Genomic DNA, 15218 nt, shown 5'->3' with positions numbered 1-15218 from the left:
GCACGCCGTACGGGAGGCCCCTCATGACGCTTCCCTCCCGGCCGCCGGCCCGCTCGTGCCCGCCCCCGCGGACCTCGCCGTCGGCCGCCGGCGGACCCACTGGCACTCCCTGGCCTGCCTCGCCGTCCTGCTGGGCGCCGTCTACCTGGCCGGCCGGCACTGGCCGGTGGTGGAGGCCGGGGCGCTGCGGCTGGCCGTCGCCGACCACGGATGGCTGCTGCTCGGCGCGGCGGCGGCCGTGGGCACCTGGGCGGCCTCGGCACTCGCCCAGCAGGGCGCGGTCGCCCGGCGGCTGCCCGGACCGCGGCTGCTGGCCGCGCAGTTCGCCGCCTCCGCCGCGGGCCATCTGCTGCCCGCCGGGCTCGGCGCCGGTGCGGTGAACCTTCGCTTCCTGATGCGCTGCGGGCTGCCGGCAGGCCGCTCGGCCGGTGCGCTCGCCGTGAAGTCCACCGCAGGCGCCGCGGTCCGCCTCGCCCTGATCGTGGCCCTCGCCCCGCTCTGCCCGGGCCTGCTGTGCATCCCGCACGTCTCCTGGGCCGCCGTCGCCGCCGTTCTCGCCGCGGCCGTCCTGCTCGGGGTGCTGTTGGCCGGCACGCTGCGCCCGCGCTGCCGCGCCGTGCTGGCGAGCATCCTGGCCGACATCCGTGCCGTGCACACCTCCCCGGCCCGCGCGGCCGCCCTCTGGGGTGGCTCGCTCGCCTTCGCCGCCCTGCACTCCCTGGTGCTCATCGCCGTCACCCGGGCCGTCCACCTGCCGCTGCTGCCCCTCCAGGTGGCCCTGCTGTACCTCGCCGCCAGCAGCGCGGCCGCCCTGCTGCCCACCCCGGGCGGACTCGGCGGCCTGGACGCAGCTCTCGGCCTCGCCCTGACCTCGTCCGGCGCCCCCGCCGCGACGGTCGCCTCCGCCGTGCTCGGCTACCGGCTGCTGACCGTGTGGCTGCCGCTGCTCCCAGGCCTGCTGGTGCTGGCGGTGCTCGTCCGGCGCAAGGCCCTGTGAGCGGGCGGGAGTTTCCCGCCCGCCCGCGCCAGGTAGGAGACGAAGAGGGCGGGGCGGCGCAGGAGGGGGAACGGCATGACGGAGCAGCACAGCGCGGGGCGGCCGGCGGAGGAGTTCTTCATGCCCGGGACCTCGTCCTTCACCGAGTTCCTCGCCGCACACCGCCCCGGCCTGCTGCCCACCGCACCGCCGTTCCCGGACGGCGTCCGCGCCGCGCCCGGCAGCATCCCGCACGGCACCACGGTGCTCGCCCTCACCTTCCGCGACGGCGTGCTGATCGCCGGAGACCGCCGGGCCACCATGGGCAACCTCATCGCCCAGCGCGACCTGGAAAAGGTGCATCCTGCCGACGACCACACGGCCGTCGCCTTCGCCGGATCCGTCGGCCTCGCGCTCGACATGGTGCGGCTCTACCAGGTCGAACTCACGCACTTCCAGAAGATCGAGGGCACGCCGATGTCCCTGGGCGCCAAAGCGACCCGCCTCGCAGCCCTGATCCGGCAGAACCTCGCCCAGGCCATGCAGGGCCTCGCCGTCGTCCCGCTCCTCGCCGGGTACGACACCGGCGCGCCCGAGGGCCGCCGCGGACGCATCTTCAGCTTCGACGCGGCCGGCGGCCGGTACGAGAAGCGGCACTTCCACGCCGAGGGCTCCGGATCCCCGTACGCCCGGGGCGCGCTGAAGAAGCTGTTCCGGCCGGACCTCACCCGCCAGGAGGCCGCCCTGGCCGCGCTCCAGGCGCTGTACGACGCCGCCGACGACGACTCGGCCACCGGCGGCCCCGACCTGAACCGCCGCATCTTCCCGGTGGTCTCGGTCATCACCGAGGACGGCTTCGAGCGGCTGGCCGAGGCGGAGACCGAGGAGCTGAGCCGCGAGACGGTCCGGCAGCGCAGCGGCCGCCCGGACGGACCGCACGCCGGCGCCTGACCCGGGCCCGGGTACTCAGGATGCGTTCAGGTTTCCGCTGGCACCGTCGGGTCCCATGACATCAGAGACCTCTCGGACCACGCTGACGGAGACCGGCACCCTCGCGCCGGGCCGCCGCGTGCGCTGGAACAAGGTGCCCGAAGTCACCGTCTACTTCTGGGTGATCAAGGTGCTGTGCACGACGGTCGGCGAAACCGCCGCCGACCTGCTGAACGAGAAGGCCGGCCTCGGCCTGACGGGCGTGTCGCTGCTCATGAGCGCGCTGCTCGCCGTCGTCCTCGTGGTGCAGTTCCGCACCAAGGCCTACCGCCCCGGTGTGTACTGGCTCGCCGTCGCCCTGATCAGCGTCGTCGGCACCCTGGTCAGCGACAACCTCACCGACAACATGGGCGTGCCGCTGGAGACCACCACCACCGTCTTCGCGATCGCGCTGGTCGTCGTCTTCACCGCCTGGTACCGCACCGAGCGCACCCTGTCGATCCACCACATCGACACCGGCCGCCGCGAGGCGTTCTACTGGCTGGCCGTCCTGTTCACCTTCGCCCTCGGCACCTCGGCCGGCGACCTGCTCGCCGAGCGCATGGACCTCGGCTACTGGGTGTCCGCCGTGCTGTTCGCTGCAGCCATCGCCGCGGTCGCCATCGCCCGGTTCGCGCTCGGCCTGAACGCGGTGTGGAGCTTCTGGATCGCCTACGTCCTCACCCGCCCCCTCGGCGCCTCCGTCGGCGACTACCTCTCCCAGCCCACCGGCGACGGCGGCCTGGGCCTGGGCACCGTCGTCACCAGCGTGCTGTTCCTCGCGGTCATCCTGGGCCTCGTCGTCTTCCTGTCTGTCACCCGCAAGGACGTCACCGAGGAGCGGGCCGTGGGGCAGGCCGCCTGACGGCCGTCATCCGGCGGGCAGTGTGACCACGAACCGGGCGCCGGGAGCGTGCCCGGGATCGTGGGACACCTCGCCTCCGGCGGAGCGGGCCAGGCGCCGCGCGAGCGGCAGCCCTAGGCCCGCTCCGCCGTGTCCGTCGCCGGGATCGGCCCGCCGGCCCGGCTGGAACAGCTGGTCCCGGAACGACTCGGGTACGCCCGGCCCGTCGTCCGTGACCTCCACCCGGATCCCGTCGGCGGTCCGGCGGGCGGCGAGCGTCACGGTCGTACGGGCGTAGCGCCCGGCATTGGCGAGCAGCGGGCTGACGATCCGCTCCAGCAGGGCGGGCTGTACCCCCGCGCGCAACGGGGTCGCGTCGACGGCGACGGTGATCCGCACCGGGCCGGGGGAGTCCAGTGACGCGGCCACCTGCCGCAGGGCGGGCAGTACTTCGGCCGTGCCGGGGGCGGTGGGCACGCCTGCGCGGGCCTCGTCCAGCAGCGTGTCGCAGATGGTGCGCATCGAGCGGGCCGCGTCGGCGATGACCTCGTGCGTCGCCAGGGTCTCCGCCGCGGAGCGGGGACGCGAGCGCCACCAGTCCAGTTCGGCCACGATCCGGCTCAGCGGGGTGCGCAGCTCGTGCGACAGCTCGCCGGTCAGCTGCCGCTCGTGCCGCAGCACCGCCCGGATCCGGTCCAGCAGCGCGTCCAACGAGGTGCCGAGCGCGGCCAGTTCGGCGGGCCGTCCCCGGCCGCCGAACCGCTCCTCGGAGGCCACGGCGCTCCACTGGGTCGCCTGGTCCGTCATCGTGCGCACCGGCCGCAGCGCCCGGCCGACCGCCAGACGGGTCAGTGCGTAGGTGCAGGCGAGCATCACCGCGTCCAGCGCGAACGAACCCAGCAGCAGCGTCCGCGCCGAACTCCGGTACGGCGACAGGTCCAGGGCGGTGACGATGGTGGCTCGCGTCCCCGGCCCGGGCACCGGCTCGGCGCACAGGCGGACCGGGTCGTGGCCGTCGACGGTGGCGCAGCCGCGCCCGCCCGCGGCGGCGAGGGCGCGGGCGGCACGGTCGAGGGCGCCCGTGCGGGCCGCGGACGGCGGCTGTTCCAGGAGGCGGGAGCGGGCGTAGATCCACGCATTCGTGTCGAGGAGCCGGTCGTTGACGGTCTCCAGGACCCGGACCCGGCCACCGCGCGTGTCCACGGTGGTGGCCACGGCCGCGGCTCGGGTGCCCAGTTCGTCGTCGGCCTCCATCTGGAGACGGTGGCCGACCACGGTGTTGAAGACCACCGTGAGGATCACCATCAGGAGCGCGGCCGTGGTCAGCGCGACCAACGAGAGCCGCCCACGCAGGGTGTTCGGCGCGAGACGGGCGATTCGGGCCGGGAGCCTGATCCGGTCGGGAACCTTCATGCGAGCCGGTGGCCGATCCCGCGGGCGGTGCCGATGCTCAGCTCGCTGCCCGCCGCGCGCAGCTTGCGCCTGAGCCGCGTCAGGTACTGGTCCAGCGTGTTCTCGCTGACCTGCGCGCCCTCCGGCCAGCCCGTCCGCACCAGCTCGCGGCGGCGCACCAGATCGCCGCCCGCCGCCGTGAGCGCCGCAAGCAGCCGGAACTCGGTCGGTGTCAGCTCGATCCGGGTGCCGTCCACGGTGGCGCTGTGCCGTACGGCGTCCAGGACGAGCCCGCCCGCGGCGGCGGGCGCCGGCGCGGGAGCGGCCCGTCTCAGGGCGGCCCGCAGCCGGGCGGCCAGCTCGGCCAGGTGGAAGGGCTTGGGGAGATAGTCGTCGCCGCCCGCCGAGAAGCCCGAGAGCCGGTCGGTCAGCCCGTGCCGCGCGGTCAGGAAGACGACGGGGCCGAGGAAGCCGTTGGCGCGCATCGCCTGGCACACGTCCCGCCCGTCCGCGTCGGGCAGCCCGACGTCCAGCACCGCGGCGGCCACGTCGGGTGCGGCAAGTCGCAGGGCCGTGGCGCCGTCGGGGGCGGACACCGTGTCGAAGTCCTCGTCGTGCAGTCCGCGGCGCAGGACGTCACGCAGGGCGTGATCGTCCTCGACCACCAGGATCTTGGGGCGCATGCTTCTCCAACGGCGCGTCGGCCGTGTCGGTGGTGGGTGGGGGGTCCAGCTCGCCGGTGCCGCTACCGGCGATCAGGGGCGGAGGCAGCCACCAGGCCGCCGCACACGACCAGAGGCCGAGCCAGCCGACGGCGAACAGCCAGCCGCCGAGCACGTCGGTGAACCAGTGCACGCCGAGGAAGACCCGGGTGAGGCCCACCGCGGCCCCCCAGCAGGCCACCGCCAGACACAACGGGAGCCGGCCGTGCCGCGGGGAGCGCAGGCATATCGCGAGGATCACCAGACCGGCCGTCAGGGCCGCCGTGGTGGTGTGCCCCGACGGGAACGACCAGCCGGAGGCGTGGGTCTGCCAGTCGGAGCGGGGCGGGCGGGCCCGGCCGACCAGCTCCATGACGCCGTAGCGCACGGCCTGGCCGAGGGCGAGGCAGGCGACCATGAAGAATGCGACGACCAGCCGCTGTCGCCGGCCGTGGCCGGTGAGCAGTCCGGCCAGGACGACCAGCGCGTACGGGATGACTCCGGTGCCGGTGGCGGTCAGCCCGCGGGCCACGGCCACTGCCATCCCCGGGCGATGTCCTACGGCCCAGGTCAGCAGGGAGTGGTCCGGGAACAGGGGGGCGCCGTGCCGGCCGGAGACGAGCAACGCCAGCACCGCGAACGCCGTCCAGGCGCCCAGCGCGGCACCGCCCGCCAGCTCCGCGATGCCCTTGCGGTTCATGACACCAGCAGCGGACGCAGCCAGGTCGCCGCCGGCCGTCCGGCGAGGTCCCGCGGCCGGTGCCGGAGCACGCTCATCACGAGGAAGGCGACCAGGCCGCCGACGAGGGCTCCCACCAGGACGTCGTGCGGATAGTGGACACCCACCCACACCCGGGAGGCGGCCATGGCCACGGCGAACCCGGAGACGACGATCCCCAGCCGGCGGGAGACGAAGAACAGGGCGACCGCCGCCGCGGCCGCGATCGCGGTGTGAGTGCTGGGGAACGCCCAGTCGCCCGGCGCCGGACACGCCTCCAGCGTGCGGAACGGCAGGCCCCGGCAGGGCCGGTCCTCCCGGACCAGCAGCGTCAGCCCGGCGTCCGCGCCGAAGGCCACCAGCACGGCCACCGGAACCGTCAACGCCGTGATGCCCGCCGTGGCACTCCTCCGCCGGGCCCGCCACCAACCCACCACCATGAGCAGCGTGAACACCGCCGGCCCGTAGGTCGACCACACCGTGACGACGCCGTCCAGCCGGCCGGGGGAGCGGTGGGCGAGGTCCACCACGTCCCGGTACAGCGGCCCGTCGACCGACGAGCCCGCGAGCGCCAGGATCATCAGCGCGCCTCCTCCTTGGCCGCCCTGCGGGAGCGCAGCACCTCGGCGGCGAGGGGGATGAGTGACACGGCCACGATCAGCGCGATCACCGGCAGCAGATACTTGTCGACGTTCGGGATCGAGGAGCCCAGCGCGTATCCGGCGAGGGTGAGTCCGAGGCTCCACCCGAGCCCGCCCGCCACCTGCCAGAGCGTGAACGTCCGGGCCGGCACGCCGAGTGCGCCCGCCATGGGGTTCAGCACCGTGCGCACCACCGGTACGAAGCGGGCCAGTACGATCGCCTTCGCGTATCCGTAGCGCTCCAGCAGCTCCTCGGCGCGCTGTGCTCCCTCGTGCAGCCGGGCCGACCGGCTGCGCGCCAGCAGGGCCCCGCCCGCCCTGCGGCCCAGCAGGTACCCGCACTGCGAGCCCGCCAGCGCGCCGACGGCCGCCGCGGCCAGCAGCGGCCCGAGGGACAGATGCACACCCCGGTCGGAGGCGCCCGTGCACAGCAGGCCCGCCGTGAACAGCAGGGAGTCGCCGGGCAGGAAGAAGCCGATCAGCAGGCCCGTCTCGGCGAACAGCACCACCCCGACGCCGATCACCCCGAAGGCGGCCAGCAGCGAGTGGGCGTCGAGCACGTTGACCGCGAGCTGCGACGACAGGTCTGAGGGAGTGGCCATCGCCGCACGCCCTTTCCTCCGGCTTCATCCGACTACATATATGTAGACGGTCGACTGATCTGTAGACGACCGACGCGCGGGGATCGTTCCCGGTCTTTGCCTCTTCGTTGCCGCCTCGTGACTGACCGACTACATGACTGTAGTCATGATGGTCCGCGAAGGTAAGGCATGCCTTCGCTAACTGGGAGGGCCGTACGGCATGTGGGACGACGCGTTTCCGAGTTTCCTGATCGGACTGAGGGAGGGACTCGAAGGCGGACTCATCGTCTCCATCCTCATCGCCACACTGGTGCGGGCCGAGGCCCGCTCGCGGCTGCCCCAGGTGTGGACGGGCGTCCTGGCCGCGATCGCCGTGGCGATGAGCTTCGGCGCGGTCCTCACCTTCACCGCCGCGTCCCTGTCCGCGACCGCCCAGGAGGCGTTCGGCGGCATCCTCAGCGTGATCGCCGTCGCGTTCGTCACCGCCATGGTCTTCTGGATGCGCCGCTCGGCCCGCACCCTCTCCGGTGAGCTGAAGGAGAAGGTCACCGGCGCGCTCGCGATGGGTTCCGGGGTGCTGGTCCTCACCTCGTTCCTCGCGGTCGGCCGCGAGGGTCTGGAGACGGCCCTGTTCCTGTGGACCACCGCCCGGGCGGCCGGCGAGTCGGCCGGCCCGCTGGCCGGCGCCGCCATCGGCCTGGTCCTCGCGGCCGGCCTGTGCTGGGGTCTGTACCGCCGGGCCCTGAAGATCAACCTGACCAGGTTCTTCACCGCAACCGGCGTGTGCCTCATCGTCATCGCGGCCGGTGTCCTCGGCTACGGCCTGCGCGACCTCCAGGAGGGCGGGGCGCTGCCCGGCAACACCGCCTACGCGGTCGACCTGTCCGGCAGCGTGGACGCCGGCTCCTGGTACAGCACGCTGGTCCAGGGCGTGTTCAACCTGACCCCGACCATGACCTGGCTGCAGGTCGTGGCCTACGTCGCCTACCTCGCCGTAGTGATGACCCTGTTCGTCCGCGGTGTCCGCGCGTCCACCCCGAAGCCGGACGCCGACCGGCCCGCGCCCGAGCCGAAGGCGGACCGCCCGCCACGGCGCCGGCCCGTGTGGGTGATCCCGGCCGCCGTGGTTGCCGTACCCGCCCTGCTCGCCGGACTCGTCGTCGCCTTCGCCCGCCCCAAGCCCGCGGGCGACCAGACCGTCGCCGTCTCCGAGACCGAGTGCGGCAAGGGCTTCACCGCCCCCAAGCCGGGCCGGCAGACCTTCCAGATGCACAACACCGGCAGCAAGACCTCCGAGGTGTATCTGATCGACCCGTCGACCAGCGCGGTCTACGGCGAGATCGAGGGCCTGGCCCCCGGCACCACCCGCGACCTGGTCGCCACCGTCGCGGGCGGCAGCTACGCCTGGCGCTGCGTCCCCACCGGTGGCAAGGCCGTCACCTCCACGGCAGTGCGGGTCAGCGGCGGCGGAGCGGCCAAGCCGGTCGTCCCCGTCTCCGAACAGGACCTCGCCGGACCTCTGAAGGCGTACAAGGCCTACGTCCAGCAGGGTCTGGCCACGCTCGTCACCCAGACCAAGACCCTCGACGACGACATCGAGTCCGGCCGGCTCGACCGGGCCCGTAGCGACTGGCTGACCGCCCACCGCACCTACGCCTCCCTCGGCGCCGCCTACGGCACCTTCGAGGACTTCGACCAGAAGATCAACGGGCGGCCCGACGGAATGCCGGACGGCGTACGGGACAAGGACTTCACCGGCTTCCTGCGCGTGGAGCACGGCTTGTGGCACGGGGAGCCGGCCCAGGACCTGCGCGCGCCCGCCAAGCAGCTCGCCGACGCGGCCGCGGGCCTGCAGAAGGCCTTCCCGGCCCAGACCTTCGATCCCGGCGATCTGCCGCTGCGCGCCCACGAGATCCTGGAGAACACCCTCCAGTTCGAGCTGACCGGAGACACCGACCAGGGCAGCGGCACGAACCTCGCCACCGCCGACGCCAACCTCGCCGGCACCCGCGAGCTGCTCACCGTCCTCCACCCGCTGCTGACCCGCCGCGCACCCCAGCTGCTCCCGACGGTCGACGCGGACATCGCCCGGCTCCAGAAGCTTCTGGACGCGGCGCACCAAGGTGACCGGTGGACGCCGGTCGACCGGCTCGACGCGACGGCCCGGCAGCGCGTGAACGGAGCCACCGGCCAGCTCCTGGAGAACCTCGCGCCGGTCCCGGACCTGCTGGAGATCCGGAAGTCCGCCTGATGCCCACCGCCCGCCCGCACCCGAGTCCGTCCCGTGCACCTGCCGGTACCGGCCGCCCCGCCACGACGGCGTCACCGGAGCCTGCAGCGGCTGACTGCCCCGATTCCGTGCGCCCCGCCCGTGGCCGCGCCGACCGTGCGTCCGCCGATTCCATCCGCCCCGCTCCGGCCCGTGCCGACTGCGCGCCCCCGAGTCCGTCCCGGGCGTCTGCTGCTGCCGACTGCCCCGTCACGGCGGCGCCACCGGAGCCCGCAGAGGCCGACTGCCCCGATCCCGTCCGCCCCACCCCGGCCCGTGCCGACCGCGTGCCCGCCGATTCCATCCGCCCCACCCCGGCCCGCGCCCACCGCGCGCCCGCCGGCTCCACCCGCAGTGAAGGGAACGCCCCCATGCCGTCCGCCGAAACGTCCGCCCCGCAGGGCGGCTGCCCTGCCGGTCACGGTCGCCGCTCCTTCGTCCGTACCGCCCTGGGCGCCGGGGCCGCGGGCGCGGTCCTGGGCGGCGGGGGCTTCGCGCTCAGCCGGACCGGCACGGCCGACGCGCAGGCCGCGGACAGCGCCTCCAGCGATGCCAAGGTGCGCTTCCACGGCGCACACCAGGCGGGCATCCTCACCCCGGCCCCGGCCGCCGCCACCTTCGTCTCCTTCGACGTCATCACCGACGACCGCAAGGGCTTGGCCGACCTGCTGCGGACCATCACCGAGCGGGCCCGCTTCCTCACCTCCGGCGGCGCCCCCGCCGACCTCGGCGTAGGCGCGCCTCCTTCGGACAACGGCATCCTCGGCCCCGAGGTCCCGCCGGACTCCCTGACCGTCACCGTCGGCGTCGGCGCGTCCCTCTTCGACGACCGTTACGGCCTCGCCAAGGCCAAGCCCATCCGGCTGACTCCCATGCGGACGTTCCCGAACGACAACCTCGACCCGGCCGAGTGCCACGGCGACCTCTCCCTGCAGCTGTGCGCGGGCAGCCAGGACACCGTGCTGCACGCGCTGCGCGACATCGCCCGGCACACCCGCGGCGCCATGCAGATCAAGTGGCGCATCGACGGCTTCCAGAACGCCCCGCGTCCCACCGGCGCCCAGCGCAACCTGCTCGGCTTCAAGGACGGCATCGCCAACCCGGACGTCACCTCGTCCCGCGAGACCGACCGGCTGATCTGGGTCGGCGACGGCCAGGGCGAGCCGGACTGGGCGAAGGGCGGCAGCTACCAGGTCATCCGGATCATCCGGATGCTCGTCGAGTTCTGGGACCGGGTCTCGCTCACCGAGCAGGAGAAGATGTTCGGCCGACGCAAGGACACCGGCGCCCCGCTCGACGGCGCCAAGGAGACCGACGTCCCCAACTACGCCAAGGACCCGCACGGCACCGCGATCCCGGTGGACGCCCATATCCGCCTCGCCAACCCGCGCACCGCGAAGACCGACAGCTCACGCATCCTGCGCCGCGGCTACAACTACGACCGGGGCGTGGACAAGGTCGGCAACCTCGACATGGGCCTGGTCTTCTGCTGCTACCAGCAGGACGTCAAGCGCCAGTTCGAGGCCGTGCAGACCCGGCTGATCGACGAGCCGCTGGTCGACTACATTTCCCCGACCGGCGGCGGCTACTTCTTCGCCCTGCCCGGCGTGCACGACGGCAAGGACTGGCTGGGCAGGGGCCTGCTCTCCGCCTGACCCGCCCTCACGGCAGGCCTTTCCCTCCTCATGGGAAAGGCCTGCCGCAGCTTTTACTGCACATCAGTTGCAGGTACGTGCGGATGGCACAAGGCTGTGCAGCGCAGCCTTACCCGCACCACCACCGAAGGAAACACCCTCCCCATGACGGCCGCCCCTGGTTCAGCTCCGTCCCTCCCCGCCCAGGCCGACGCCCCGCGCTCGGCCTGGCACCGCGTCCGCGGCTCCATGACGCGGCAGGAGTGGACCAGGGTCGGCGGGATGGCCGCCTTCGTCCTCGCACTGCACGTGATCGGCTGGGGCACGCTCGTCGGCATCGTCGCCCCGGAACACCTCAGCCTCGGCGCTGCATCCGCCGGAGCACCGGCGGCCTTCGGCATCGGCATCGGCGTGACCGCGTACACGCTGGGCATGCGGCACGCCTTCGACGCCGACCACATCGCGGCCATCGACAACACCACCCGCAAACTGATGGGGGAGGGGCAGCGGCCCCTATCGGTCGGCTTCTGGTTCTCGCTCGGCCACTCCAGCATCGTCTTCGGCCTGGCCCTGCTGCTCTCCCTCGGCATGAAGACCCTGGCCGGACCGGTCCGCGACGACGACTCACATCTGCACGAGGTCGCCGGCCTGATCGGTACGACGGTCTCGGGCACCTTCCTCTACCTCATCGCCGGCATCAACCTCGTCATCCTGGCCGGCATCTGGAAGGTGTTCCGCCGGATGCGCTCCGGCGACTTCGACGAGGCCGCCCTGGAGGAGCAGCTGAACAACCGCGGCTTCATGAACCGTCTCCTCGGCCGGGTCACCGGATCGATCAACAAGCCGTGGCAGATGTACCCGCTGGGCCTGCTGTTCGGCCTCGGCTTCGATACGGCCACGGAGATCGCCCTGCTGGTCCTCGCCGGTTCGGGCGCCGCTTCCGGACTGCCCTGGTACGCGATCCTGTGCCTGCCCGTGCTGTTCGCAGCCGGCATGTCCCTGCTGGACACCATCGACGGCTCGTTCATGAACTTCGCGTACGGCTGGGCGTTCTCCAAGCCGGTCCGCAAGGTCTACTACAACCTCACCATCACCGGCCTGTCCGTCGCCGTCGCCCTGATCATCGGCACCGTCGAACTCCTCGGCCTGCTCGCCGACAAGCTGGACCTGCACGGCGCGTTCTGGGACTGGATCGCCGGCCTCGACCTCAACACGGTCGGCTTCGTCATCGTCGGCCTGTTCTTCGCCACCTGGGCGATCGCCCTGCTGGTGTGGAAGGCGGCCCGCATCGAGGAAAGGTGGACGGCCGGGCTCTCGGGCCCGGCCGACTAGCACCGGCCGTGCTCAGCCCCGTACCCCCAACTCCTTCCGCCACTTGGTCAGTTGCTGGGCCGGATCGCCCGTGAACGACCACGGAGTACGGGTCGCGCGGCGGCCCAGCATCCGGAGCAGGGCCGCCGCGACGTCCGGTGTGCCGCCGAGGCAGGCCGCGTGCGCCAGGTAGTTCAGGTCCCGCAGCTCGGTCGGTGCCGCGTCGCTGTCCGGGCGGGCCCGCACCCAGCGCTCCCAGGTGCGCCGTACGTCGTTCACGGCGCCGTCGTGGTCCCAGTGCTGGCCCAGGCTCACCGAACCGTGCTGTCCGCGCGCGCCGTCGAGGGCGTAGCGGTACTCCTCGACCCGCGCGTACTGCACCAGCACCGGCAGCGGGCAGCCGGGCGGTGCCACCCCGGCCGCGTCCCGTGCGAAGTCGTACATCAGGCCGTGCGTGCCGTGCCAGCGGGCCGAGTAGTAGTGCAGGACCTGCAGATGCCCCTCCACGCTGTACGGGTCCCGCCCGTGCAACTCGTCCCACCAGCGGGCCAGTTCCCGGCGTCGTACGCCCGTCGGGTACAGCCGTGCCACGGAGATCAGCGACACCCACGGAGTCGGGTCCTCGGGGCAGGCGTCGGTGGCGTGCAGACAGGCCAGGACCGCGCTGTCGATGCGGTCCCGGTCGATCGGCACGCCCCGCCCGGCGGTGATGGCCAGGTGGAACGCCCGAGCCGTCTCCGTCGCCGCGCGCAGCACCTGCGCGTCGGCGTTGCCGGGCTCGGCGGCCAGCCAGGACTCCACCGTCGAACTGCCGGCACAGGCCTGCGCCAGCAGCCGTACCCGGTGGCCGCGCAGCGTCCGGTCGTCGCCGGTGACCCACAGCAGGTCCCGCACGCCCTGCCAGCGGCCGATGACGATGTCCTGCCGGGCGGAGGTGAGCGGCGCGTCCCCGCAGTCGGGGTCGAAGTCGGGCGTGAAACGGTCTCGCGCCATCGGGATCTCCCTCAGAAGTCGGTGGGGAGACCCTCGTGCGGCCGGGACGGCGCACCGGCGCCCTCGGGAACGTAGTCCGCCTCCACGGCACGGGTCGCGTCCAGCTTCGCGGGCCGGTAGTAGTCGCTTCCCCGCCGCCAGTACCAGAGCATCGGAACCAGGCCGACCGCGAGTCCGCCGATGCCGATCGCGATCGCGGCGCCGTCCAGCTCGCCCAGCGACTCCACGAAGATCCAGAACATGAACACGGCGCCGAACAGCGGCCACAGCCCGCCGAGGAGGAAGTTGCCCGCCGACTTCAGCAGGATCTTGCGGTAGGCGACGACCACCGCGAGCCCGGCGAGACCGTAGTAGACGGCGATCTGCAGGCCGATCGCAGCGATCGCGTCGGCCAGGATCTCGCCCACCGAACCGAGCGCGTTGGAGGCGATGAACATCGCCAGCGCCACCGCGCCGACCACCACGATCGCCACCCACGGCGTGTTCCAGGTGCGGTGCACCCGGCCCAGCGCGGCCGGCATCGTACGGTCGCGGCCCATGGCGAACAGCGAGCGCGTGACCTGGATGAGCGTGGTCTCCAGCGTGGCGATGGTGGACAGCATCACCGACACGATGAGCAGCTTGCCGCCCCAGCCGGGCCAGATCTCCTCGCCCAGCACCGCGAGCACGTTGGCGTCGTTCTCCTCGATCTGCTTCGCGGACAGGATGACGTTCACCGCGATGGTGAACACCTCGAACAGCAGGAAGACGATACCGACCCCGATCAGGCCCGCCAGTCCGGTCGTACGACGGCTGTTGCGGGTCTCCTCGCTGAGGTTGCAGGTGACGTCCCAGCCCCAGTAGTAGAAGGCGGCGAGCAGCGCGCCGGACGCGAACCCGGACAGGCCGTCGAAGTGCGAGAAGCCCAGCCAGGACCAGTCGAAGGCGCGGGCGTTGCCCGTGTGGAACAGGGCGAGCACCGCGAACAGCGCCAGGATGCCCAGTTCCACACCGGACATCAGCAGCTGGGCGCGTACGGTGAGCCGGGCGCCGCCGAGCACCACGCCCAGCATGACGAGGAACCACAGTGCCCCGACCACCGTGGACAGCGCTGTGTTGTCCGCGAGCTTCTCGTCGAAGAGGGCCAGCGTCATCGACCCGGCGGGCAGCGAACCCGCCACCATGAAGATGGTCGCCGAGATCACCAGCGCCCAGCCGCTGATGAAACCCAGGAACGGGTGGAGCGTACGGCCCACCCAGGAGTAGCTGGCGCCCGCGTTGACGTCGATCCGGCTGAGATAGCTGAACGCCAGGGCGATGCCCAGCATGGGTATCGCGCAGTACAGCAGAGCCGCCGGGCTGGCCAGTCCCACCGCGCCGACGAGGACGGCGGTGGTCGCGGCGAGGGAGTACGCCGGCGCACTGCCGGCCACCGCCATCACCACGGTGTCGAACGTGCCGAGGACATTGGCCTGCAGCCCTCTGCCCCTGTTGTTGCTCATGGTCGTGCCGCTTTCCGGTTGTGCACGGCGCACGGGCGCCTGGCCCGACGGCGTACGGGTGGGGGGTGTGGACCCGCCTCGAACCCGAGAAGGGATGGCTTCGGGCGGGAGCCGGTCAGGAAAGAACGGGGTGGATGGACACACCGTGCTGCCGAGCGTCGGCGGACGGTCACCGTGTGTGGGTGCGATGATAGCGGCCCTCATTGACCTTTCAAGATGACCAACCGGTAATACGCGCTGACCTGTTGGGATACCGCTCAGTCGGCCAGATGGTCGACCTGGCGCAGCCGGTTCGTGGCGTCCAGGGCGGCCACCTTGTACGACTCCGCCAGCGTCGGGTAGTTGAACACCGCATCGACCAGATAGTCGACCGTGCCGCCGCAGCCCATCACGGACTGGCCGATGTGGATCAGCTCGGTGGCGCCCGAGCCGAAGCAGTGCACGCCGAGCAGCGTGCGGTCCACCGGGGAGACCAGCAGCTTCAGCATGCCGTGCGAGGGGCAGGCGTACCGGGTGGCCGTACAGCGCCCACGTTCCGGGTGGGCCGCGCGAACCCGTGCGCCCGGGAGGGGTAGAACCCCGGCCCGCCACCCAGAGATCAAGTTGACCCCATATGGGGCCAGTGGGACGATCCGCGTCAAAGTACTGGCCCTGGGGGGAAGTTATGCGCAACACAGTCGGTTGCCGCGCTCGCCGGCAGCCTTGGCG

Annotated in this window: 14 protein-coding genes; 6 read left to right on the top strand and 8 right to left on the bottom strand. The window is 72.6% G+C overall.

The annotated features are described in order from the left end of the window. Positions 1-55 precede the first annotated feature (55 nt). The 3 genes from ACZ5DS_RS21200 to ACZ5DS_RS21190 all read left to right on the top strand — a co-directional run bounded on the left by ACZ5DS_RS21200 (position 56) and on the right by ACZ5DS_RS21190 (position 2810). Positions 56-997, top strand: a complete 942-nt coding sequence (locus ACZ5DS_RS21200; protein WP_468241269.1) for a lysylphosphatidylglycerol synthase domain-containing protein — start codon at positions 56-58, stop codon at positions 995-997. A 75-nt stretch (positions 998-1072) separates the two neighbouring features. Further along, on the top strand, positions 1073-1927 hold the full coding sequence (gene prcB, locus ACZ5DS_RS21195; RefSeq protein WP_468240723.1) for a proteasome subunit beta: 855 nt from the start codon (positions 1073-1075) through the stop codon (positions 1925-1927). Positions 1928-1982: 55 nt separating this feature from the next. Next, positions 1983-2810, top strand: coding sequence for a COG4705 family protein (locus ACZ5DS_RS21190; protein ID WP_468240720.1), 828 nt, complete (start codon positions 1983-1985; stop codon positions 2808-2810). 6 nt (positions 2811-2816) lie between these two features. Here ACZ5DS_RS21190 and ACZ5DS_RS21185 read toward each other — a convergent pair whose 3' ends face one another. From ACZ5DS_RS21185 to ACZ5DS_RS21165, 5 genes are read right to left on the bottom strand one after another with little or no spacing between them, the layout of a single operon-like run. After that, on the bottom strand, positions 2817-4202 hold the full coding sequence (locus ACZ5DS_RS21185) for a sensor histidine kinase (protein ID WP_468240717.1): 1386 nt from the start codon (positions 4200-4202) through the stop codon (positions 2817-2819). Continuing rightward, positions 4199-4864 carry a response regulator transcription factor gene (locus ACZ5DS_RS21180; protein ID WP_468240714.1) on the bottom strand — a complete coding sequence of 222 codons (666 nt, stop codon included), beginning with the start codon at positions 4862-4864 and terminating at the stop codon, positions 4199-4201. Before ACZ5DS_RS21180 ends, ACZ5DS_RS21185 begins: the two co-directional genes overlap by 4 nt. Beyond that, positions 4818-5582, bottom strand: coding sequence for a phosphatase PAP2 family protein (locus ACZ5DS_RS21175; protein ID WP_468240711.1), 765 nt, complete (start codon positions 5580-5582; stop codon positions 4818-4820). Before ACZ5DS_RS21175 ends, ACZ5DS_RS21180 begins: the two co-directional genes overlap by 47 nt. Beyond that, a complete protein-coding gene (locus tag ACZ5DS_RS21170; protein WP_468240709.1) occupies positions 5579-6181 on the bottom strand; it encodes a phosphatase PAP2 family protein in 603 nt (200 codons plus the stop codon). Before ACZ5DS_RS21170 ends, ACZ5DS_RS21175 begins: the two co-directional genes overlap by 4 nt. After that, positions 6181-6843, bottom strand: coding sequence for a DedA family protein (locus ACZ5DS_RS21165; protein WP_468240707.1), 663 nt, complete (start codon positions 6841-6843; stop codon positions 6181-6183). The genes ACZ5DS_RS21170 and ACZ5DS_RS21165 overlap by 1 nt, the downstream gene beginning before the upstream one ends. A gap of 199 nt (positions 6844-7042) precedes the next feature. Between ACZ5DS_RS21165 and efeU the strand changes: the two genes are divergently transcribed. The 3 genes from efeU to nicT all read left to right on the top strand — a co-directional run bounded on the left by efeU (position 7043) and on the right by nicT (position 12057). Continuing rightward, positions 7043-9073, top strand: coding sequence for an iron uptake transporter permease EfeU (gene efeU, locus ACZ5DS_RS21160; protein WP_468240704.1), 2031 nt, complete (start codon positions 7043-7045; stop codon positions 9071-9073). A 389-nt stretch (positions 9074-9462) separates the two neighbouring features. Beyond that, positions 9463-10746 carry an iron uptake transporter deferrochelatase/peroxidase subunit gene (gene efeB / locus ACZ5DS_RS21155; RefSeq protein WP_468240702.1) on the top strand — a complete coding sequence of 428 codons (1284 nt, stop codon included), beginning with the start codon at positions 9463-9465 and terminating at the stop codon, positions 10744-10746. A 144-nt stretch (positions 10747-10890) separates the two neighbouring features. Further along, a complete protein-coding gene (gene nicT / locus ACZ5DS_RS21150) occupies positions 10891-12057 on the top strand; it encodes a Nickel transporter NicT (protein WP_468240699.1) in 1167 nt (388 codons plus the stop codon). Positions 12058-12069: 12 nt separating this feature from the next. Here the strand turns inward: nicT and ACZ5DS_RS21145 are convergent, their stop codons facing one another. The 3 genes from ACZ5DS_RS21145 to ACZ5DS_RS21135 all read right to left on the bottom strand — a co-directional run bounded on the left by ACZ5DS_RS21145 (position 12070) and on the right by ACZ5DS_RS21135 (position 15112). Continuing rightward, positions 12070-13029: a hypothetical protein gene (locus ACZ5DS_RS21145; protein WP_468240696.1), complete on the bottom strand. Its 960-nt coding sequence runs from the start codon at positions 13027-13029 to the stop codon at positions 12070-12072. Positions 13030-13040: 11 nt separating this feature from the next. Beyond that, positions 13041-14510, bottom strand: coding sequence for an APC family permease (locus ACZ5DS_RS21140; protein WP_468240694.1), 1470 nt, complete (start codon positions 14508-14510; stop codon positions 13041-13043). Positions 14511-14767: 257 nt separating this feature from the next. Continuing rightward, positions 14768-15112 carry a hypothetical protein gene (locus ACZ5DS_RS21135; RefSeq protein ID WP_468240691.1) on the bottom strand — a complete coding sequence of 115 codons (345 nt, stop codon included), beginning with the start codon at positions 15110-15112 and terminating at the stop codon, positions 14768-14770. Between the last annotated feature and the right edge of the window lie 106 nt (positions 15113-15218).

It is taken from the genome of Streptomyces sp. NPDC031100 (genome assembly GCF_055570785.1).
Note: the sequence above shows the minus strand (reverse complement) of the source record. Positions and strands in the feature narration are given on the sequence as shown.